Source organism: Nostoc sp. ATCC 53789 (genome assembly GCF_009873495.1).
GTDB classification, from domain to species: Bacteria; Cyanobacteriota; Cyanobacteriia; order Cyanobacteriales; family Nostocaceae; genus Nostoc; species Nostoc muscorum_A.
In genome coordinates this window covers 4234155-4255851 of record NZ_CP046703.1, presented here as the reverse complement: position 1 = coordinate 4255851, position 21697 = coordinate 4234155, and the positions used below count along the sequence as shown (strand labels likewise).

The following is a 21697-nucleotide window of genomic DNA, read 5'->3' as shown; positions in this document are numbered from 1 at the left end:
TGGGATTTTTGTTAGACTACTCACCTGTGCGTAACCAATATAAAAAAATGGGGTTTAACGCCTTAATCCTCAATTGGATATCAACTCCGATCGCCCAAATGAGGTAAATTCGTTAAGACAACCTTAACAGAGATACCCTCTGATAATCCCCCGTTCCCGTTCCTCTAACATATTTGTCAAATTAACTGTTAATTTTTTAGTTGTTGGGCTTTATAACAAAGACTACTAACAACTTTATTTAAGATGCTAACTCTGTTAAAAACAATTCGACATGCGATCGCAAGTTGGTGGTCTGAGTTCACCCTCCAGACTAAGCTGCTGGCTGTGGCTACATTGGTGGTTTCCTTGGTGATGAGTGGTTTGACCTTCTGGGCTGTGAATACAATCCAGCAGGACGCGCGGATGAATGACACCCGCTTCGGGCGTGACTTGGGTTTGCTGCTTGCTGCCAATGTTGCCCCCCTAGTTGCTGACAATAATCTCACAGAGGTTGCCCAATTTTCTCAACGCTTCTACAGCAGCACCTCTAGCGTGCGTTATATGCTTTACGCTGATGAAACCGGGGAAATCTTCTTTGGCATACCTTTTTGGGAAGCCGAGGTAGAAAATTCCCTCACCATTAAACGGCGAATACAACTGCCAGAAGATTACCCTGGTGATGGGGAAAAGCCGATGGTGCGGCAACACATGACCCCAGATGGAATTGTTACCGATGTATTTATTCCTCTGATCGTTAATAAGAAATACTTAGGTGTATTAGCGATCGGTATCAACCCCAATCAGACTGCTGTCATTTCCACCAATTTTACCCGCGATGTCACCATTGCAGTTTTTATCACAATTTGGGTAATGGTGATTTTGGCAGGAGTAATAAACGCTTTGACCATCACTAAACCAATAAAAGAACTGCTGGTTGGGGTAAAGGAAATTGCTACCGGAAATTTCAAGCAGCGCATTGATTTACCTTTAGGGGGCGAACTAGGGGAATTAATTTTAAGCTTTAATGAGATGGCAGAGCGATTAGAACGCTATGAAGAACAGAATATTGAAGAACTGACAGCCGAAAAAGCCAAGCTAGAAACCCTAGTTTCCACGATCGCAGATGGTGCTGTATTGATTGATAACAACATGCAGGTGATATTAGTCAACCCCACGGCGCGGCGAATTTTTGGCTGGGAAACGGCTGATGTGGTCGGCTGCAATGTATTGCATCACTTACCACCAGCAGTACAAATGGAAATCAGTGGCCCATTGTATGAAATGGCAGCAGGCGAATGTGAAAGCGCCGAATTCCGCATTTTTATTAACCAACCCACCCCTCGGACGATCCGTATTCTCTTGACTACAGTACTCAACGTGCAAAGAGAAAGCATCAAAGGTATTGCGATTACTGTCCAAGATATAACCCGTGAGGTGGAATTAAACGATGCAAAAAGCCAATTTATCAGCAACGTTTCTCACGAACTGCGAACGCCTTTATTTAACATCAAAACCTATATTGAAACCCTGCATGACTACGGCGAAGACTTAGGATTAGAAGAAAGGCAAGAGTTCTTGCAAACAGTTAACCATGAAACCGATCGCCTAACCCGCCTAGTTAACGATGTATTAGATTTATCAAAACTCGAATCTGGTCGTCAGTATAATTTCGATGGAGTGGATCTAGCTCAAGCGATCGAGCAAACATTGCGTACTTACCAACTCAATGCCAAAGATAAAGGTGTTGAACTTCTTCAGGAAGTTGATACTAATTTACCCCTGGTAATGGGTAATTACGATCTGTTAGTACAAGTTTTTGGCAACCTAATTGGTAATGCCCTCAAATTTACCAAAGCCGGTGGTAAAGTAGCAATCCGCGCTTACCAACTAGATTTCAAACCCAATCACAGCCAATCTTCTCCAGTGCGGATTGAAATTTCCGATACTGGAATTGGCATTGCTACAGAAGACCAGCACTCAATTTTTGAACGCTTCTTTCGCGTAGAAAACCGAGTTCACACCCTAGAAGGCACAGGTTTAGGATTATCGATTGTCAGAAATATCATCGACAGACATCGTAGTAAAGTCCATCTAGTGAGTGAAGTTGGCATTGGCACAACTTTCTGGTTCGACTTAGCCGCCTTTGAGGAAAAAGCGCCACCGATACAAGTTGAAGCTATAACTGAAGCATCCAAAATCACCACAGTCTGAAGTTCAGGGATTGGGCATTGTTGTTAATTTTGACCATTTCCTATTCCCAATCCCCAGTAAACACTAATCAAGACCTTAATATCACGAACAACAAACAGACCAATAATAAACCTAATAGCAACAGCAAAGCCTGATTGCGTTTTACCCAAGTTTTCACAGTTACAACAAAACTGTTAGTGTAACGCTGCTGTTCCAACTCTAACTTTGTCTGTTCAATATTTTGGTAGAGGGTACAGTCTTTGGCGTAGGGACGCTGAGGAAAATTGCAAGTATCATCAGCGTGATAGGTGCAAGTGTCGCACAGATACCCATCCCCAGTAGCGCGGTGCAATGGAATACCGGGATGACCGTAAGCTTTGAGTGTAGTCCGGCAATAGGTACAACTAATAGCTTGACTATCAACGAGTTGATGGCAGTGGGGACAAGATACAGTAGCCAAAACCTTTAGCGCAAATAGGTAAACACTTTGATTCTAGCCATTTACAAGTTTAATGGGAAAATAGCTCTCAAAAGTTGTTACTGTATCAGCAAAAGTACTACTTTTATGATGATTATTGATATTTTTATAAGTGATTTATATCACTCAGAATAATTAAAGGTATGTAATAATCTAGCAAGTATGAGGTTTTGTGCTAAGTCCAATAATTATTTAAAGGTAGAAAAATATTGCCTTTTAATCCTGAGCTGTGCCGTAACGAAAGCGAAGTTGAAAGCAAACTCATAGTGCAATATTTGCTACCGCAGCTAGCTTATACTCCTGACACCTGGCATCAAGAGGTTGCCGTTGGTAGCATCCGCTTAGATTTTTTAGCATTTGCTGCACAGGTGATTCCCTTTGTCTTAGATGCCAACTCACCCCTGAGTATCGTCATGGAGGCAAAGCATCCCAAACAAAACTTAAATAATCATGTCTCCCGACTCAGGCATTATTTGACCAGCTTGAATGTCAGGTATGGATTGCTAACTAATGGCAAAGAGATTAGAATTTATCAAAAATTACAGACTGATATTCAGCTATTATTTCAATGTTCTGGAAAGGAAGTTGAGATAAATTTAGATAAAATTAAAATTTTAATTGGTAGAGAGAGTCTAAAAGAAAGAGAGTTAGTAGATAAACCAGAAGTTCAAATCAATGAAACTAATTCAAATTTTGAAACAAAGAGGCAACATTTAATGAAAACGATTGCAATCTACCACAATAAAGGCGGCGTTGGTAAGACTACTGTTGCAGTCAACCTTGCAGCAGCATTAAGTAAAAAAGGGAAAAAGGTACTGTTAATTGATATAGATTCCCAGGCAAATACTACTTTTGCTACAGGATTAATCAAATTTCAATTTGAAGAAGATGATAATTTAAGAGAGTTAAACGTATATCATTTATTAGAATCAGGAGATTTTAACTTTATTCCAGAAGTAGTGCGTACATCTGATTATTTCAACAATCCAGAAATTGATGTTATTCCCTCACATATTACATTAATTGAATATCAGGATAAACTAAATAAAATATTAGCTAGTAGAAGCAGGCTAGTAACAAAACTAAAAAGGGTAGGAAATAACTATGATATTGTAATTATTGATACTCCTCCCTCTAGAGATTTGTATGCTGAAGTTGCACTAATTACTAGTGATTACCTAATAATTCCATCCGACTTGAAACCATTTGCTAACCAAGGTTTACCAACGGTCAAAAATTTTGTTAATCAAATTAATGAATCTAGAGAAATGATGGGTAAACCGCCTATTAGTATAATGGGCGTTCTTGCTTCTAAAATCTCAACAAATGCTAAATTTTTACAATACAATTTCCCTAAACAGAGAGAAGTAATTTCAGAGCGCTACCAATTGCCACTGATGGAAGCTGTAATTTATGACAGAACAGCGTTATCAGAATGTATGAATCAGACTATCTCAGTTGGAGATTTAGAATATCCTGACCCTAAATCTATTATAAAATTTGCCGAGTTAAAAACTTCTGCTCAAATTTCTGCTGAAGAATTTAATGTATTAGCAGATGAAGTTATCAAAAAATTGGGGATTGATTAATGATTAATTTTTCTTTGGTGGATGTAAAAAGCATTACTTCTAATGAGCCTCGTTCAAATTTTGCAGAAGCTGATTTAGAGAACCTTGCAGATATAATTATAGAAACAGGAGGAATTATAAGACCATTAATTTTGAAAGGAACAGGGGTAGAAAGCTATACAGTAATCGATGGGCATTTTGAATATTATGCTGCTGTTAGGGCAAGAGAAAAAAATCCTCGACAAGGTGAAATGGTTAATGCTTTTGTCATAGCCCCAAAAGTAGAAGATTTAGTAGTAAAGCAAGTTGAGTCTCTCAAGGGAATTAATTTTTCTATTAAACCAGTAACACCACAGCCTGAAACAACAAAATTAGAACCACGTCTGGCAAATCTAGAATTACGTCTTGAGAAGCAATTCAATGAATTTAAGTCAGAATTTATACAAGAAAGACAGAGAATAGAGAATCAATTCAAGCAACTTGAAAACCTTATTCCCCAAAAGAGTGAACAAAATAATCCACTTAGTTTATTGAACTCTTTGGATAAAGATGAATTATCTATAAAATTACAACGCTCTAGAATTTCTGGAGCAGAAAAACTTGCTAAAGCTATAGAAGATGCTCGACATAAGAAACCAAAGCGAAAATTTGAAGATTACCGTGATGTAGTAAAATCTGTTAAAAACTTAGGTGATAAAACAATTTTGACCATTATTGATGAGTGGTCAAGGAGTTATTAAAATCATAGGTTGGGTTTCACGTCGTTCAACCCAACCTTGTATCTTAGAAATAGTAGTAGACCGTCCCAACCTTGGTCATAATAGACCGCTTCGTAGCATGGGTCACTACAACAATCTCTTTGACAGAACTCGAACAGTCGCCGGGGTCAAAGCTTTAAACGCTGATATTTAAAGTATACAGTCCGTATCGGGCAAGGATGAGTTAAATCAAGGGGATGAATTCAAAACAGGGTACAGAAATTAGTTGAGAGTGAAATATGGAAAATATTTCTCAATGGGTAGGCATTGATGTGAGTAAAGCAACTCTCGATGTTTATATCCGTCCAATGGGTAAAGCATTGAAAGTTGCTAATACAGAAGTAGAAATATCTCATCTAGTAGAACAACTCAAATCATTTGATTTAAATCTGATTGTGTTAGAAGCAACAGGAGGATTAGAAACAGAACTTATTATCCAATTGCAGGCAGCACTTTTACCAGTAGCATTAATTAATCCACGCCTTGGAAGAGATTTTGCGAAAGCCACAGGTCGGTTGGCAAAAACTGATGCTATTGATGCACAAATTTTGGCACACTTTGGGGAAGCAATGAAACCCCAGGTGTTAGCAATTGAATCTGAAACAGCGCGTCAACTGGGCGAATTAATTAGTCGCAGAAGACAGTTAGTCGAGATGCAGACTGCTGAGAAAAATCGTCGGGCGCGTGCCCGTGGTAAAGCATTAGCAGATATTGAGGCTCATATTGAATATCTTGAAGAGCGTCTCAAACAGCTCAATCAACAAATTCAGGAATTGACGCAAAATAATCAACAATGGATTGATAAAGTCAATTTACTCAAAACTACTCCTGGTATTGGTCAAGTTATTTCTACTACCCTCGTTTCTGACTTACCAGAACTCGGTCAATTAACTGCCAAACAAATCTCTCGTTTAGTTGGTGTTGCACCGATCAATCATGATAGTGGTCAACACAAAGGTAAGCGGATGATTAATGGTGGTCGTGCCCATGTTCGAGCGACTCTTTATATGGGTGCTGTGGTTGCTATGCGTCATAATCCCGTTATCAAAGCCTTTTATCAGCGCCTTGTCGAACGTGGTAAATCCAAAAAATTGGCCCTAACTGCTTGCGTTCATAAGATGTTAGTCATTTTAAATGCAATGGTTCGAGATAATTTGCCTTGGTGTCTAACTGACAACTTTAAACCAATTGTCAATGTTTAATCACAAGTCAACCTTTTTATACTTTGCTTGATGCCCAGAGCCAGCAATGTACGGCATCCGCATTGATGCTCCCCTATAACTGGGGTAAATTTTTCATGCTGTTTTTGCCTACACGAGAAATCCAGCAACCGAGGAAGATTCGGCGGCGAAGCGGAGTGTCTGGTGCGGGCTTTGACTATCTAGACTACAAGCCATAAGTCTTCTAGCCCGTACCAGACACCGCCGAATCTAGCGCAGCGTTCCTCTGTTGCGTCAATGCTCCAACCCACGTTTTTTTGTTAACGATCGCTTGACTTTTAAGACAGTCGCTACGCAGGTTAAAATTTTTGGCTCTAACCCCGCGCCTGGCGCAGTGCATTAAACGCCTTACCTCGCAACCCAACTGGTAACAACGATAAACCTAAACCAGTCCAAGCTTTAGGAGTTGAAAAAGACCGCCCTGCCAAAACTAGCTCTCTGCCTTTTTGCGTTTCACCCTTTTCAATTAAACGCAAACCTAATAATAACTGCGTTTCAGTTAGACGATTTTTCCTGATTATCTCTATTTTTTCAGAATCAAACTTATAACTTTCTAAATACCGCATTTTATCAAACAAATAAGGAATGGCTCTATTTATACCTTGCTGTTCTGCATGAGTGCGATATTCCATCAATAATTTTGGTAAATAATAACCCTTTTTTCCCGCCAAAGCTAAACGCACAAATAAATCATTATCCTCACAGTTTTGCATATTTGGCTGCATATATCCTAATTCTTGCAAGGTTTTGCGGCGAAATAATGTTGCGCCAACTTGAAAGCTTTGGTTAACAAATACAACTTCCAACAAATTATCTACAACACCTGCTGGTAAATTCTTTCTACCCCAGCGATGAGTATTTTCTTGAGTTTTTGCCTCATCCCGCACATTGTTAATATCAATTATCCAATGGTCTGTACCAACAAAATCAATGCTAGAGTCTTGAGCAAGAATCGCTGCGGTACTTGCGAGAAAATCGGGTGTGAGCCGATCGTCATCATCAAATTTAATAAAATATTCACCACTGGCTGCATCAAAGCCAGAGCGCATATTATTACTTTTACCAATATTTTGCAGATGACGGATATATTTAATCCGGTGGTCTGTATACTGTGACATTAACTCAGGCGTGCGATCGCTAGAACCGTCATCACAAACAATTAGCTCAAAGTCCTGCTCAGATTGATTTAGTACACTGTCAATGGCATAAGGAAGAAGATTAACACGATTAAAAGTAGGAATGCAAACAGTAATTTTAGGCATATTTTATACTAGTAACTGGAAAATATAGAAAATAGAATACTAATTTAACGCGTCACCAATAAAGCTATCTTTAGCGGAGAGTTCTTTGAATTTTATTCATTGTTTTGTTAAAAAAATTATTAGTTTTGGTAATTATACTAACTGGCTTTAGCTGTTTTGGTCTTTGTTCAGGCTGCTTGAGAAAGCGATAGTGTAAAAACTCGTTTCCATAACATATATTAATATCTTGCCCTTGAGATAACTGGGCAAAATCACGAGAAGAATAGCTCATGTAATGGATACGATGAATTGGTTTTAAGCCATCTTGATTGTAAAGAACGTTATTAATATTGACAAAGGGATCTGCATTGGCACAGTTGCCTGTTCTATCTTCACCATTGGGGCTAAGTGTAAAGTTAAAAAGTGGGCGATCGCAGCGCAAGGTCATATAGTTAAACAAAAAGGAATCATCCCACCATCCATGTCCATTAATCCACTCAACTTCTTTTTGGGTAATTAATCGCTCCTTCATTATCTCAATTTCTTTAACAGTAAACAATCCTCGTTTAGAGCCAAAGAAACTAGAACAATGGAGTTGAGGACGTATATCTGCTTCTGTATACAGCCCAGTTTTCTCTATAACTGAAATATTTAACGCTGCAACAGCTCTATCCTTAAGGTGTTCCCAATCATCAAACACAAAATCTGATGTTTCTAGCTTGTCAATTACATTATTGAGTGGCTTCATTGCCAAACTATCACCGTCATAAAATACGAATTTATCAAAAATACCCTCAAAGGCAACAAACTTTCTTTGTAAATGACTTTTGTACCAACTAGGACGTGATAATTTTGTCTCTTTTTCCCTTGGATGTGCTGCCCAAACCTGATGAGCAAATTCTTCCCAGTGTTGAATTACGTCCCAGTTATCAAATAAGATTACATTTTTCCGATTCTTAATTTCTTTCCTAACTAAATCTAGTTGCTCATTATATGGAATTATACAAATAGGAATATCTGCGCTAACATTCACCTCAATACTGTTTAGCAAAGCTACTAGTTGGTCAAACACCACATCATTAGCTAGGGTGTAGATACCGAAGGAATCCATTTTGATAAATCCTTTTTCTCTTGCAATGACTGAGTAACGTAAATAATATTTTCGTTATTTTCTGAGCTATTATTCTCGAATCATTATTAGTATACACATCTTTACACTTTATGCAGGGGTAAGGAGCAAGGGATTTTGCTTAGTTTGGATGATACTAACATTACTCGTTTTTTATCTGTACCGTCAAAACCCTTACTGTGGCATTGCTTTTTCCAAAAATGTCCTGTGCATAAAATAATTGCTCGACGCTGGATTGAACTCATTAGCGAGCATCGAATTGAAGATATCTGCGATCTGACTGCCCCAACTTGGAGGATGCACGGTGCTTTACCTGGGCTTCCTCCAGGGCCGGATGGAGTACGTAAACTCTTTGGCTCATTTGGGGCTATTGAGCAGAAATGGACAATTGAAGACGTAATTGCTGAAGGTGACAAAGTTGTGGTGCGTGCAACTAATACCTGCACTCAGGAAAGTTTCTTTGGAATACTTAGTCATGGTCGAGAGCAGACGTTCACGGCTATGTTCATTCATTGGATTGTTGACGGGAAGATAGTTGAAACTTGGCGAAATGCTGATGATCTCGGACGAGTTCTTCAGCTTGGGGCGCGGATTGAGCCGGGAACGTCTGGGAAATAACTTTACTGGTTTACTGAATAAATGGCGAGTCTCTTCAGAAACTAGTAGAAGTCTTAAAAAATCTAGCTGTTGAACAATTGTCTTCTAGAGAATAATCTCAGCAACCCGGCGGTTCCTATTCCCCAAGCACCATTAACTAATAAACCTGTGACTATTCCCACAAGTTTCCAGCCTCCAGCGATGGGCTGACCCTTGAGTGGTGCAACCACAAACCAAGCTACTAGCGTCGGGACAATTGCACCAAATACCAATGCTGTTAACCAATAGTTTTTATCATTTTGAAAACGAGGCGCGATTGCTACCCAAATCATTCCCCAAATTCCTCCCCAGAATGCACTTGACCAAATTTGCGGGATTCCAAATGGTTGTGTTGGTGCAGTTGAATAAGGAGTGCGAGGCGTGAAATTCACTGTATGTAGCAACGCCAACATACCTTGGTGAAATAGCAAAACAGACACAAAGCCTGCAATAAATGCTAAGGCAAATCGAGATAAGGCAGCTTTTTGAGTCATTGCTTATACGAAAACCTCTAGGACTTGCTTCTTAGAGGTGTCTATGATAGTTTGCTAACTAGTATAAAATACAGTGAATGTATCGAGTTGCCGTATTTTACTGAATACTATTGTTGATATAGTCGAAGGAGCCTGGAGTTAAAAGTATCTAAGTACTTTACCAAAATATTATGGCAAGTAAAAAAGCCAGTGTTGCTGATTGAGAAGATAATGCCTGAAATAAACCTGAATTTTGCAATTTATCCAGAGTATTTTTGAGCAACGAAGCGATCGCAGCGAACAGATAGTGAGGATAATGAATATACGTATGCAAACTATTCATAACCGTAAAGTCAAAGGCGGAGGCTAAATCTTGGCACAATTGGAAACACAACCTCTGGCTTTGTCAGACACTCAGAAAAATTGGGTCTTATTCGGTGTCGGACTTGGGGTGTTCATGTCTACCCTTGATGTGGGCATCATCAATGTTGCTTTACCCACATTGGTGCAAGCCTTTGGTACCAGTTTTCCGACAACCCAATGGGCTGTATTGAGTTACCAGTTGGTCAGTTCCGGTTTAGTTTTGGGGGCAACCCGCTTGGGAGATATGTGGGGTAAGAAATCCTTGTATCAGGGGGGACTTGTTCTATTTACTTTCAGTTCGCTGTTGTGTGGTTTTGCACCTAGTATTGAGTGGTTGATTGCCTTTCGCGCACTTCAAGGACTGGGTGCTGTGTTCATTTCTGGGCTTGGTTTGGCAATCATTACAGAAGTTTTTCCATCTTCGGAGCGAGGTCGCGCTGTTGGCGTTATCGGTAGTGTTGTATCACTGGGAATTGCTTTTGGCCCTTCCGCAGGCGGGCTGCTCCTAAGCTTATCAGGCTGGCATAGTATATTCTTCATCAATGTACCGTTGGGGATTATCGCTAGTTTCTTGATAGCTCGGGTAGTGCCACCTTCTGTACGCATTCAGGGTAAACAGAAATTTGACTTTTTTGGAGCTGTATTGGCTTTATTGACTCTGGGTAGTTTTGGTCTGGGTATGACGCTAGGGCAAAGTCAGGGCTTTGGTAGTACCAATGCGTTGCTATTATTAGCGATCGCTACCGTAAGTTTCATAATATTTTTGGTAGTTGAAGCGGTTATAAAAGAGCCGCTATTAGAACTACACCTGTTTCGCAATCTTCAGTTGAGTATGGGTTTGCTAAGTGGGTGGCTAGCATTCATTGTTATCGGCGGCTCGCTACTCATCGTCCCTTTCTTTCTAGAGAGCGTCAAGCATTATCCGACGGTAAAAGTGGGGCTGCTACTAGCTGTGTCACCCGTACTTAGTGGGTTAATTGCCCCACTAGGGGGAATACTTTCAGACCGCTTTGGCGCTCGACTAATCAGCCCAATTGGACTGGGGTTAATGATAGGTGGCTGTTTGGGGATTAGCACCTTTGATGCTCAGATTACTGAGCTAGGCTATGTGTCACGCTATTTTATTTACGGCATTGGACTAGGTTTATTCCAATCGCCCAATAACAGCACTGTTATGGGAGCAGTACCAAGGGAGCGGCTAGGGATTGCTTCTGGGCTACTATCTTTGTCACGTACATCAGGGAACACAGTAGGAGTTTCTTTAATCGGGGCAGTATTTGGAGCATTAATCGCTAGTATGTCTGCGGGTGCAGATGTTTCTGTTGCCCCTCCTGATGCGATCGTTGCGGGGTTTCAAGGAACTTTTCGCTTTGCAGCCCTAATACTTTGTGGGGCAGCAGTCGCATCTGTGTTGAGGATCAGGAAGAGGCAGGGGGCAGGGGGAGAATAACTAATCTCAATTACTAATTACCAATTACTAATCACTAAGGAATTAAATAAATGACAGGTAAATTAAAAGAACAAGTAGCAATTATCACTGGGGCTTCAGCAGGAATTGGAGAAGCAACTGCGATCGCATTGGCGGCAGAAGGAGCAACAGTAGTATTGGCTGCTAGGCGTGGCGATCGCATTCAGGCATTAGCAGAACGGATTGAAGCTAGTGGTGGCAAGGCATTGCCCATTGTCACTGATGTGACTGATGAAAACCAGGTAAATCAATTGGTGGAAAAAGCAAATGCAGAATTGGGAAGGGTCGATATCCTGGTGAATAATGCAGGGATTGCCTTACTCGGAACCATTGAAGCTGGAAATAGCTCAGACTGGCGGCGATCGTTCGACATCAACGTACTAGGACTGCTATATGCTACCCACGCTGTTTTACCTCTGTTGAAGGCGCAAAAATCGGGGCACATAGTCAATATCTCCTCAGTGGCAGGTCGGACAGCACGGGCGGGTGTCGGTGTTTATAATGCTACCAAATGGGGCGTTAATGCCCTCTCAGAAGCTTTACGCCAAGAAGTTCATAAGGACAACATCCGCGTCACCATTATTGAACCTGGTTTGGTGGATACAGAAATTGACAACCAAATTACCGATCCAGTTGCCAAACAACGTATTGAAGAACGGCGCAAGGCAATCACACCTCTGCATAGCGAAGATGTTGCTGCTGCGATCGTTTATGCCGTTACGCAACCGTCGCGCGTTAATGTCAACGAAATTCTTATCCGGCCAACGGGACAAGAACATTAAAGTACAAAATCGTGGGTTTTGAGTTTTGAGACGCGATAAATCGCCGTCTCTACAAGTGTTTAGACAATAATTTTTACCTGCGTTGGCGTACTTTCAAAATGGCAGATGAAACACCGAAAGCTAATATAGCCAAGGTATAATTTGGTTCAGGAACTGCAATAATACTCACCCTGTTGATAGCAAAAGCCCTATTTAACTCAGAAGTGCTGAAAACCAGTCGCGAGATGTTAGCAGTTTCACTGCTAATCCCAACGAACAATGCTGAATTATCCAATGTTACTGAAGAAGTTCCCGGTACAGAGAAAGTACCTAATAAGTTATTGGCATTATCAAAAGCTGAGACAAACACGTTGAATTTTAGAATATCATCTACAGCTATTTGAGTACCAGCACCGAAAACAGGCCGATCAAAGTTAATGGTCAAAGGGCCTGGGTTGCCAATGGCAGGAAAACCACTTTGTGGATTCAAGCCTGTCAACAGAAGAAAATCGCCATCAGTGAAGTTAGTTGGAATACCTTTAGGTATAAAAGAAGTTTGAAAAACAAAAGGTGGGGTAATACCAGAATCATTTACTTGAGGTACGGTTACACCTAGAGCTAAACCGCCTTCGGATACCGCTGAAAAGGAGTTAGGCAGAAAAGTCGAAGGATCGGGAGCAAAGGGATTGAACACTTTACCCAAACTTGACCAATCAATTCCGTCATTACTTCCAAAATCAGCACGACTAGTGACTAATGTAACTGCTTTAACTGGTAACGGTAGAATTGCTATTAGAGTTGTAATTGCTAATTTAGTGGCAATTTTTGGTAAATATTGGATTGATAACTTTAATAATTGATTTGTCGCAGATGCCACAAAGGTTACTCCTTATTTCGTGGATTAGCATCACCAAGATACTGCTGCCTGTAGTTAGGCTTACTCTATAATCCTACGGAAAAGGAAACGATACTAAGATTAATTTATTTTAAAGTTATAGTGAAATTACTGAATAGTTACAGAAAAGGAAATAATCTACATTATGTCACTCAGTCGTAGCGACCTCGAAGCCGGAAACTCACAGACTAGACTGTTTGAAGCATCACACTCTGGAATCAAGTTAACTACCCTGAGCGAAGATGAGTTACAGCGATCGCTCCATGAAATACTACAACACCAACTACCAAATTCTGATATCTGGATATTTGCCTACGGTTCCCTAATTTGGAATCCCCTAATCACATACGTCGAGCGCCGTGCTGGGATCATTTATGGTTGGCATCGGCGCTTCTGTACATGGATGATTCTCGGCCGAGGAACTCCAGAAAATCCCGGATTACTCTTAGGACTCGATCGCGGCGGTAGTTGTCGTGGTATTGTTTATCGAATTGCTGCTGCTGATGTAGCATCCGAATTATTGCTGATTTGGCGACGGGAAATGTTAGCTGGTGTCTACGTTGCCCGTTGGGTAAGGGTATTTGATGGTACGCAAGAATTTAAAGCGATCGCCTTTGTGGCTAATCGCCAGCATCCCAGGTATGCTCATAAATTACCATTAACAACTACTGTTAATAGCATTGCCACCGCATCTGGAAAATTGGGTTCCTGCGCTGATTATCTCATGAAAACTGTCGATGGATTAATCGCAGAAGGTATAAAAGATAGAAAATTGCTCTTATTACGCAAACAAGTGCTGGCAAAACAACAAGCGCTTTTAATTAATGGCGGCTCTACTGAAACTACTAATTATGAATAACTGTTGTGAATTTAAAATTAAATAAAATAATTGAGTTGGGAACAGATTTTAAATTGTGAAAAATAATTATCCCCAAACACTAATTTTAACTATTTTTAATCAATACATTGGCATAAATTATCTAATTTAGCTCAAATTTTACAACCGCATTGAGAACTGTTAGAAGTACTGATACCACGCACAAAAATATCTACACAGGTTTCGATATAGTCCTCACAGCTATAGCTGCCTTGGTTAAATTTTGCACTACGACATAGCATTCCAGCTAACAGCATTCCTGTAAACATATCGACTGCTGGAAATGGAGCGAGGTCTACTCTCACGATACCTAGTTTCTGGCTCGATTCCAGGTAAGCAACCAGTTTTTCTCTTAAAGGCTTGGCGGCTTCTTGAATCACTTGTTTCGCTTCTTCAGGATGACGTTTAGCTTCTCCAATAAATGTACGAATTAAGTCCTCCTGTGCTTCTAGCATAGTATTATAAAGATGGGCATACTGTCTTAAATCAATTTTTAGATCCTGGGTCCACGCTTCGGGGTATGCAAGGGCTTCGGTCTGGAGTGCCAAGGCATTTTTGATGACTGCTCCCAGAAGTTGTTCTTTGCTAGCAAAGTGACGAAATAAAGTCACCTCATTCACACCAGCAACACGAGCTATTTCACGGGTAGTCGCTCCTTGAACACCTAAACTGGCAAATACTTGCGAGGCGGCTTCTATCAAACGTATACGGGTAAGAGTTGATGAACGGATGCTTTTATTCATTTATACTGGCAAGTACTTATTTTCATCATAAGTTATGTCTCCAAAGTTGTTGCAAATTAAAGAAAAATAATCTTGATACCAGTACTTTTAAAATTATTGGAAATCTGGTATCGACTTAAATTTATCTCGGTGCAGTAGCTAATGTTTTACTCATTTTCGTAACTGGGACAACTATCCCCTTTCTTAAATAATGAGGTGCTTTTTGGATGGCAGTAAATCCCAGTCGTAAATAAAATCCTTCAGCATAAAGACTAGCAGTTGTAATTACCTTATCTATACCTTGAGCAGTTGCTTCGTCACAAAAATTTTGAACTAAAGCACGTCCAACCCCTTTACCTTGATATTTAGGATGGACATACAGCCCGATGAGTTCATCAACAATGAAGCTAGCAAAACCTATAACAACATCTCCCTTAATCGCAACTTTGCAAGTTTCCACTTTCATGCTCTTCAAGATATTTGAACCATCCGGTTTGTCGCGGTAATTACGCCAAGCTAAAAGTTCTTTTTCGGTGTAGAAAGTTGCAGGCAGAGCTTTGATAGCAGCAATATGAATTGCACTCAGCACCCACGCATCTGTTTCTAGAGCAGGTCGAAGAGATATTTCGTTAGCGCTCATAGGTTCATGACTGACATCCAGATTACATATCTGTTTGACTTTTTGGCATGTTATAGACATTTTAGTTGCGTAGGCGTAGCCCGTCGTAGACATCGCAACAGATCAACTAGCCAAATCTTCAACCGCTTTACTGATATTAGCAGTTTCCAATTGAGTCACAACTCGCTGGACAATTTGTCGTCTAATTTTCTGTGTGACTCGCATCCGTAGTCCGTTGTAGACATCGCTTCCCCGAATCGCCAGCCCAAAATCAATACCTGCCCTCTGCCAGTAACAGAGAACCAGTGCAGACTGCTGATATATAAGCTCTGATAATTTTATCGGTGAAAATCATAATAAGCTTTAATTAACACTAAATCTATCGACAAACCGTATATTATAGATAAAGCAATAAAATAATCAACTTCAAAAGACATATTTTGAAGTAATCAAGCAATATCTTTTGATATTTAGCTAATTTTGTAGTGCTTATTTGAATAACTTCTTAAAGCTTGCTGATTCGACTATTTACCAAGCTGGAAGCCATTAGAAAGTCAAAAGGAGTAAATGTGATCAACGCCATACAGATTAACGAAAACTTAACGACAACAGGACAAGTTATACCAAAACAGCTTGAGCAAGCTATCCAAGAAGGTTTTAAGTCCGTTCTAAATTTGCGATCGCCTGATGAGCTAGGATTTTCCAAGGATGAGCAAAAATTAGCTGAAGCATTGGGGTTGCATTATAAGAATGTTCCACTCAAGGTAGATTTAAAAAACCTGAATGAAGAGGCCATTACCAAAATCCTCACGACACTCGAAGAAATTCCTAAACCGGCAGTTGTGCATTGTGCAGCCGGGATGCGCTCGACTGGAATTGTACTCTTAAGTATCGCTATCCAGGAAGGATTAACACCAGAAGAAACCTTAGCAAGAGCTAAGAATCTGGGTTTTGGATTCTTTGAACACGCTGGCGTGAGTCCCCGACTGAAGCAATTATTTGTGGACTACGTTAACAAACACGCTAAATTAGCTGTGCCTACTTGCTGAAACAGATGTACTAAATAATAGGATATTGTTGACATCCTCCCCGCCGTGAACGCACTCTTAAGAAGGAGTAATGAGTAATAAGTAATAAGTAATGAGTAAATCCCATTTTTCATCCACTCATTACTCATTACTCCTTGACGAGTTACTTTAAAGCCGTGCTGGATGGTTACTGAGCGTAGCCGAAGTAAGCACGGGGTTTTAAACCCAACCTTCTGATAACTTACCATCAGTTCAGGTGCGGCTTTTGACAAAGATGGTAGCGGTGGTAGTTTTACTCAGGTACAATTCGCGTAACTCAGCAGTGGATTATCACTAAACCCAACTAATTTTTTTGTTGTCTAATCTGTAATGTCAAATCCGAATTCGGTTCAATTAACGCATAGATAGCTCATCTAAGTAATTTACCCTAGGATATTTCACTTTTATAAGTAGCCCTCAACCTCTCAGTCTGAGGGCATAATTTTGACTTATCCAAGGGACACCCATTAACTTTGTATTAGACTAGAGTGTAGGCTGTGCCAAGATTTATGCTTCATCTGGGTACACAACGTATGATAAAAATCTTTTTTATTATTTATCTTTTATCAGCAGTAACTTATTTCGATTTTCAAGATATAAATACTTAATTATTGGAAGATTTTTATACTAAATATAAGCAGTAAAAAAATGCTATTCCAAGTAGTGACACTCAACTAAACAAACACTATAGTGATTAGATTAATCAACTGTATTGTGTCAGTAAGTTAGCCAAAAAGTCCTTTTCAGCCTGTCAAAAGGCTGGTCAAAGTCGAAAGTTGTATTTCTCAATCGCGACATAAACTATACCGAAAGTGTCAACTCTTGGTATAGTTTATGTGCATTAAAACAGCAAGTCTCTGAAAAGTCAATTTAGGTCAATAGAAGTTATGGCAAATGTCAATGGTACTAATGCTAATGATGTCATTAGGACAGATAAATATACCAATAATAGCCTCTCTGGAGGAGATGGTAATTACATTTTATATAGTGGCGAAGGAGATAATAGCCTATACGGTGATTTGGGTAACGATATTCTTGATGTTTCCTTTTCTTCTGGGAAAAACCTTTTAGACGGTGGCTTGGGGAACGATCAACTTTATGCTTCTAACACCACTAGCAACAATAGCCTTAAGGGTGGAGCTGGAGGTGATTATTTTAATATAAACAATTCTTCTGGGAAAAATTTTTTAGACGGTGGCTCTGAGAATGATTCATTTTCTGCTTCCTATACCACTGGTAACAACACCCTTAATGGAGGAGAGGGAAATGATTATCTATACATTTATCATTCTTCTGGAAATAACCTTTTAAACGGTGGCTCTGAGGACGATCGACTTTATGCTTCTAACACCAGTGGCAACAACACCCTTAAGGGAGGAACTGGGGATGATGTGTTGGATATTTCTTTCTCTTCTGGAAATAACCTTTTAAGCGGTGGCTTGGGGAACGATCAACTTTATGCTTACAGTGCTAGTGGCAATAACACCCTTAAAGGAGGGAGTGACAACGACTCCTTCCATTTGAGCGCCCCATCTGTTACCCCTGATGTTTTAGTGACTCAAACGGTAGATGGAGGTACGGGCGACGACTATTTGTCTATCGATTATAGTAGTTTTACTACTGAGGGAATTACCTCAACTTTCGATACAGTCACTAACCAAGGTTCAATTACGGCTGGGACGTATCGAGTTAGCTACAAGAATATTGAACAATTAGATATTTTTGGTACAGCTAACACTGACACTATTCTAGGCAGTAATGGTAACGATTTCCTTTTCGGAAATGATGGCAACGATCTCCTGACTGGAGGGAGAGGCAATGATTATCTATTTGGAGGAGAGGGCACTGATACATTTGCCTTCAATAATTACGATGAAGGTGTTGATAGTCTTTATGACTTCGACCCGATTGCTGAAGTTATTCAGGTTTCGGCTGCTGGTTTCGGCGGATCTTTAGCAGAAAGCGCACTCTTAACTAGTCAGTTTACCATCGGTTCAGCCGCGACAACGGACGCTCAACGATTTATCTACGACAACGGTACAGGTGCGCTGTTCTTTGACCAAGATGGTAGCGGTGGCACATTTACTCAGGTACAATTCGCGCAACTCAGCGATGGATTGTCACTAAGTGCAACTAATTTTGTTGTTGTTTAATTGTACAAAGTCAAAGCGATCGCATAGTACCTTGTGGTTAAAAGTTTTTAGTTGAAGGGTGTAAAGGATGCGATCGCTTTTTTTGGATTAATGAACATTTGTTATAAAAGTTTCTCGATAATCCCTTTCATAGATAGTAAATCTTTCAAATCTGTCAGAGCTAAACCTTTTAAAGCCGTCTCTGCCTGTTTGCGCTTAGTTGGGAACTTTGACTTAAGAAGTTCTTCTTCCTCTAATTTTGCTCCACTTTCAAGTACAGAGTTGACAGTCGCTAAAATTGCAAGGGTAATACTTACAGCAATAACTGCTGCTGCCATATCAATAACTCCAGTTGGCGGTAGGAAGGATTTAAAGAACAAAAACACCGTTGTTGTAACTGCCTGCCTTGCAAATGCACGAAGTAAATTAAAGGCTGCTTTTGATGAAAGAATTTCACCAGTATAGAGATAGGATAAGGAGACAATCGCGGCAGCTTGTGTAGCTGCTATATAAGCTGCACTGCCAGGAATAAATGCTTGAATAGCAACTGCAACTAATGCTGTTGCTATGATAGCTACCGCATAAGATTTTTTCTCACCCATGTGACGAGCGAGTAGTAGATCCTTTCCCTTTGAGCCTAAAAAATTTTCTATATCCTCCCGAAGCCCATATACACCACGAATATCTAGTGGAGTGCCAGGGAGACAATCAGCATCATACCCAAATGCACACACTGGGTAAATTTTTTCTATCTTAAGCACCTCTTTCCACTGAGTAATAACCTTTTCTAACGCCAAAGGAGAATGCTTATCCCACTCATCAATTTTATTCAAAACAACAAATACAGATTGACAGTGTGCTAGAAGGTCATCTAAATATCTTTTCTGAGACGCATCTGCGGCTCCGGTTACAACTAAAATACCTACATCAATATGTTTGAGAAATTCTCGTGTAATATCACTATTCTCAGAGCGAACATCATCAAGCCCTGGTGAATCGATTAGCCTAACTTTATCATCAAGTCGTAATATTTTTAATTTTGTGGTTACACCAGCTTCAGCACCCACTTCTGCTACGGCTTTTTTACGACTTCTTTTGAGTAAAGCATTAATTAATGAGCTTTTACCAGAACTAACCTTTCCAATGACAGCTATATTTAGGGTTTTAGAAAAATCTTGGACTTTTTCCTCAAATTGAGTATTTACATTTTCCCAAAACTCTTGCTCATCTGAATTATCAGATACTGAATTAACCATTGATAAGTCTCCTAATAACTATAATTACAGCTATTATGTAACTTGTCTAATTCGTTAACTCTCAGTGGATATGCTTAAACTTACAAAAGTAGTGGTGTGTAAGGTTATTATCATCCACCATGTCTGAAACGTACTAGACATTATTCAACAGAAACAGTGATATCTACGATGGGCTACGCCTACGTCAGACTCAGAAAAAACAGCTTAACACCACCCTCACCTCATAAATTGTTAACACCCTTGCTCCCAGACATAACGAAAGTGATACACTACATCCATGCTAGGGGTGCCTATATAACCAGGCTGAGATCACACCCTTAACACCTGAGTCTGGGTAATACCAGCGGAGGGAAGCTGTTTATTGAGGAATGATAATATGCGGACAGAATGGGTTGCTAAACGGCGTGGGCAGAGTAATGTATCTCAAATGCACTACGCCCGCCAAGGTGTTATCACCGAAGAAATGCACTACGTCGCCCAACGGGAAAATCTCCCTGCCGATCTCATTCGTGATGAAGTAGCGCGGGGACGAATGATTATCCCGGCTAATATTAATCACACTAATCTAGAGCCGATGGCTATTGGTATCGCCTCTAAATGTAAGGTAAATGCTAATATCGGCGCTTCTCCCAACTCTTCTAATCTTCAGGAAGAAGTTGATAAGCTGAATCTGGCGGTGAAGTATGGCGCTGATACCGTGATGGATTTATCTACAGGCGGCGGTAATTTGGATGAAATTCGTACCGCAATCATTAAAGCTTCACCTGTTCCCATTGGTACAGTGCCAGTATACCAAGCTTTAGAAAGCGTCCACGGCACAATCGAGAATCTGACTGCTGATGATTTTCTCCATATCATCGAAAAACACGCCCAGCAGGGGGTAGATTATCAAACTATCCACGCTGGTATTTTGATTGAGCATTTGCCTTTGGTGAGAAACCGCATTACTGGTATTGTCTCTCGCGGCGGCGGTATTTTGGCGCGGTGGATGCTACATCACCACAAACAAAACCCACTTTATACCCACTTCCAAGATATTATTGAGATTTTCAAAAGGTACGATGTCTCCTTCAGTTTAGGAGATTCTCTACGTCCCGGCTGCACTCATGATGCTTCAGATGAAGCACAATTAGCTGAATTGAAAACCCTGGGACAGCTAACTCGCAAAGCCTGGGAAGATGATGTCCAGGTAATGGTAGAAGGGCCAGGACACGTGCCAATGGATCAAATTGAGTTCAATGTCCGTAAGCAGATGGAAGAGTGTTCTGAAGCACCTTTCTATGTTTTAGGGCCATTGGTGACAGACATTGCTCCTGGTTATGACCATATCACTTCAGCCATTGGAGCAGCGATGGCTGGATGGTACGGTACTGCAATGCTGTGCTATGTAACACCGAAAGAACATTTGGGTCTACCAAATGCCGAAGATGTGCGGAATGGGTTGATTGCCTATAAAATAGCGGCTCATGCGGCTGATATTGCTAGACATCGCCCCGGTGCAAGGGATAGAGACGATGAACTTTCTAAGGCGCGTTACAACTTCGATTGGAACCGTCAGTTTGAATTATCACTCGATCCAGAAAGAGCGAAGGAATATCACGATGAAACTTTACCAGCAGATATCTATAAAACTGCTGAGTTTTGCTCGATGTGTGGGCCTAAGTTCTGCCCAATGCAAACTAAGGTTGATGCTGATGCGCTGACAGAATTAGAGAAGTTCTTGGCGAAAGAGCCTGTGACTCAAAGCTAATTGATATGGGGAATGGGGAATGGGGCATGGGTAAGAGGACTTGGGGACAAGGAGAATTGGGGACAAGGGGAAAGACTTTTTTCAAGTTCTCACCTCTTGTCCCCTTGTCTCCACT

21 protein-coding genes and 1 riboswitch are annotated in these 21697 nt (G+C 40.4%); of the genes, 12 read left to right on the top strand and 9 right to left on the bottom strand.

Features of this window, described 5'->3' with window-relative positions:
• The first annotated feature begins 243 nt into the window (after positions 1-243).
• Positions 244-2190, top strand: a complete 1947-nt coding sequence (gene nblS / locus GJB62_RS17465; protein WP_114086228.1) for a two-component system sensor histidine kinase NblS — start codon at positions 244-246, stop codon at positions 2188-2190.
• Between the two features lie 67 nt (positions 2191-2257).
• On the opposite strand, the gene GJB62_RS17460 is transcribed toward nblS, so the two are convergent.
• The gene (locus tag GJB62_RS17460; protein ID WP_114086227.1) at positions 2258-2629 is read right to left on the bottom strand and encodes a zinc ribbon domain-containing protein; all 372 of its coding nucleotides are present in this window, start codon (positions 2627-2629) and stop codon (positions 2258-2260) included.
• A gap of 227 nt (positions 2630-2856) precedes the next feature.
• Here GJB62_RS17460 and GJB62_RS17455 point away from each other — a divergent pair, with 227 nt between their 5' ends.
• The 4 genes from GJB62_RS17455 to GJB62_RS37075 all read left to right on the top strand — a co-directional run bounded on the left by GJB62_RS17455 (position 2857) and on the right by GJB62_RS37075 (position 6175).
• Positions 2857-4236, top strand: a complete 1380-nt coding sequence (locus GJB62_RS17455; RefSeq protein ID WP_114086226.1) for an AAA family ATPase — start codon at positions 2857-2859, stop codon at positions 4234-4236.
• Positions 4236-4955 (top strand): chromosome partitioning protein ParB, encoded by a 720-nt coding sequence (locus GJB62_RS17450; RefSeq protein WP_114086225.1) that lies wholly within the window; start codon positions 4236-4238, stop codon positions 4953-4955. The genes GJB62_RS17455 and GJB62_RS17450 overlap by 1 nt, the downstream gene beginning before the upstream one ends.
• Entirely contained in the window at positions 4933-5127 is a 195-nt protein-coding gene (locus GJB62_RS37080) for a hypothetical protein (protein WP_209271448.1), read from the top strand. Before GJB62_RS17450 ends, GJB62_RS37080 begins: the two co-directional genes overlap by 23 nt.
• An 85-nt stretch (positions 5128-5212) precedes the next feature.
• Complete coding sequence (locus GJB62_RS37075) at positions 5213-6175, top strand: transposase (RefSeq protein WP_209271447.1); 963 nt, start codon at positions 5213-5215, stop codon at positions 6173-6175.
• Positions 6176-6507: 332 nt separating this feature from the next.
• Here GJB62_RS37075 and GJB62_RS17445 read toward each other — a convergent pair whose 3' ends face one another.
• Both GJB62_RS17445 and GJB62_RS17440 read right to left on the bottom strand, forming a co-directional pair.
• Positions 6508-7455, bottom strand: a complete 948-nt coding sequence (locus GJB62_RS17445; protein WP_114081793.1) for a glycosyltransferase family 2 protein — start codon at positions 7453-7455, stop codon at positions 6508-6510.
• A gap of 70 nt (positions 7456-7525) precedes the next feature.
• The gene (locus tag GJB62_RS17440; protein WP_114081792.1) at positions 7526-8545 is read right to left on the bottom strand and encodes an Npun_R2821/Npun_R2822 family protein; all 1020 of its coding nucleotides are present in this window, start codon (positions 8543-8545) and stop codon (positions 7526-7528) included.
• 135 nt (positions 8546-8680) lie between these two features.
• On the opposite strand from GJB62_RS17440, the gene GJB62_RS17435 reads away from it, so the two are divergent.
• Entirely contained in the window at positions 8681-9181 is a 501-nt protein-coding gene (locus tag GJB62_RS17435) for a nuclear transport factor 2 family protein (RefSeq protein ID WP_181852837.1), read from the top strand.
• Between the two features lie 62 nt (positions 9182-9243).
• Here the strand turns inward: GJB62_RS17435 and GJB62_RS17430 are convergent, their stop codons facing one another.
• Together GJB62_RS17430 and GJB62_RS17425 are read right to left on the bottom strand one after the other, a co-directional pair.
• Positions 9244-9693, bottom strand: coding sequence for a hypothetical protein (locus GJB62_RS17430; RefSeq protein ID WP_114081790.1), 450 nt, complete (start codon positions 9691-9693; stop codon positions 9244-9246).
• 157 nt (positions 9694-9850) lie between these two features.
• The gene (locus GJB62_RS17425; RefSeq protein WP_159402529.1) at positions 9851-10015 is read right to left on the bottom strand and encodes a hypothetical protein; all 165 of its coding nucleotides are present in this window, start codon (positions 10013-10015) and stop codon (positions 9851-9853) included.
• A gap of 30 nt (positions 10016-10045) precedes the next feature.
• Here GJB62_RS17425 and GJB62_RS17420 point away from each other — a divergent pair, with 30 nt between their 5' ends.
• Together GJB62_RS17420 and GJB62_RS17415 are read left to right on the top strand one after the other, a co-directional pair.
• Positions 10046-11485, top strand: a complete 1440-nt coding sequence (locus GJB62_RS17420; protein ID WP_114081789.1) for a DHA2 family efflux MFS transporter permease subunit — start codon at positions 10046-10048, stop codon at positions 11483-11485.
• A gap of 50 nt (positions 11486-11535) precedes the next feature.
• On the top strand, positions 11536-12285 hold the full coding sequence (locus GJB62_RS17415) for an SDR family NAD(P)-dependent oxidoreductase (RefSeq protein ID WP_114081788.1): 750 nt from the start codon (positions 11536-11538) through the stop codon (positions 12283-12285).
• Positions 12286-12358: 73 nt separating this feature from the next.
• On the opposite strand, the gene GJB62_RS17410 is transcribed toward GJB62_RS17415, so the two are convergent.
• Complete coding sequence (locus GJB62_RS17410; RefSeq protein WP_114081787.1) at positions 12359-13141, bottom strand: hypothetical protein; 783 nt, start codon at positions 13139-13141, stop codon at positions 12359-12361.
• A 163-nt stretch (positions 13142-13304) separates the two neighbouring features.
• On the opposite strand from GJB62_RS17410, the gene GJB62_RS17405 reads away from it, so the two are divergent.
• Positions 13305-14018 (top strand): gamma-glutamylcyclotransferase, encoded by a 714-nt coding sequence (locus GJB62_RS17405; protein WP_114081786.1) that lies wholly within the window; start codon positions 13305-13307, stop codon positions 14016-14018.
• Between the two features lie 131 nt (positions 14019-14149).
• Here the strand turns inward: GJB62_RS17405 and GJB62_RS17400 are convergent, their stop codons facing one another.
• Together GJB62_RS17400 and GJB62_RS17395 are read right to left on the bottom strand one after the other, a co-directional pair.
• On the bottom strand, positions 14150-14779 hold the full coding sequence (locus GJB62_RS17400) for a TetR/AcrR family transcriptional regulator (protein WP_114081785.1): 630 nt from the start codon (positions 14777-14779) through the stop codon (positions 14150-14152).
• A 121-nt stretch (positions 14780-14900) separates the two neighbouring features.
• Positions 14901-15458: a GNAT family N-acetyltransferase gene (locus GJB62_RS17395; protein WP_245245954.1), complete on the bottom strand. Its 558-nt coding sequence runs from the start codon at positions 15456-15458 to the stop codon at positions 14901-14903.
• A gap of 488 nt (positions 15459-15946) precedes the next feature.
• Here GJB62_RS17395 and GJB62_RS17390 point away from each other — a divergent pair, with 488 nt between their 5' ends.
• Entirely contained in the window at positions 15947-16426 is a 480-nt protein-coding gene (locus tag GJB62_RS17390; RefSeq protein ID WP_114081798.1) for a sulfur transferase domain-containing protein, read from the top strand.
• A 905-nt stretch (positions 16427-17331) separates the two neighbouring features.
• On the top strand, positions 17332-18597 hold the full coding sequence (locus GJB62_RS17385) for a calcium-binding protein (RefSeq protein ID WP_114081783.1): 1266 nt from the start codon (positions 17332-17334) through the stop codon (positions 18595-18597).
• Between the two features lie 101 nt (positions 18598-18698).
• On the opposite strand, the gene GJB62_RS17380 is transcribed toward GJB62_RS17385, so the two are convergent.
• On the bottom strand, positions 18699-19832 hold the full coding sequence (locus GJB62_RS17380; RefSeq protein WP_114081782.1) for a GTPase: 1134 nt from the start codon (positions 19830-19832) through the stop codon (positions 18699-18701).
• A gap of 272 nt (positions 19833-20104) precedes the next feature.
• A riboswitch (TPP riboswitch) is annotated at positions 20105-20201 on the top strand.
• 7 nt (positions 20202-20208) lie between these two features.
• On the opposite strand from GJB62_RS17380, the gene thiC reads away from it, so the two are divergent.
• A complete protein-coding gene (gene thiC, locus GJB62_RS17375) occupies positions 20209-21582 on the top strand; it encodes a phosphomethylpyrimidine synthase (RefSeq protein WP_114081781.1) in 1374 nt (457 codons plus the stop codon).
• Positions 21583-21697: the final 115 nt, after the last annotated feature.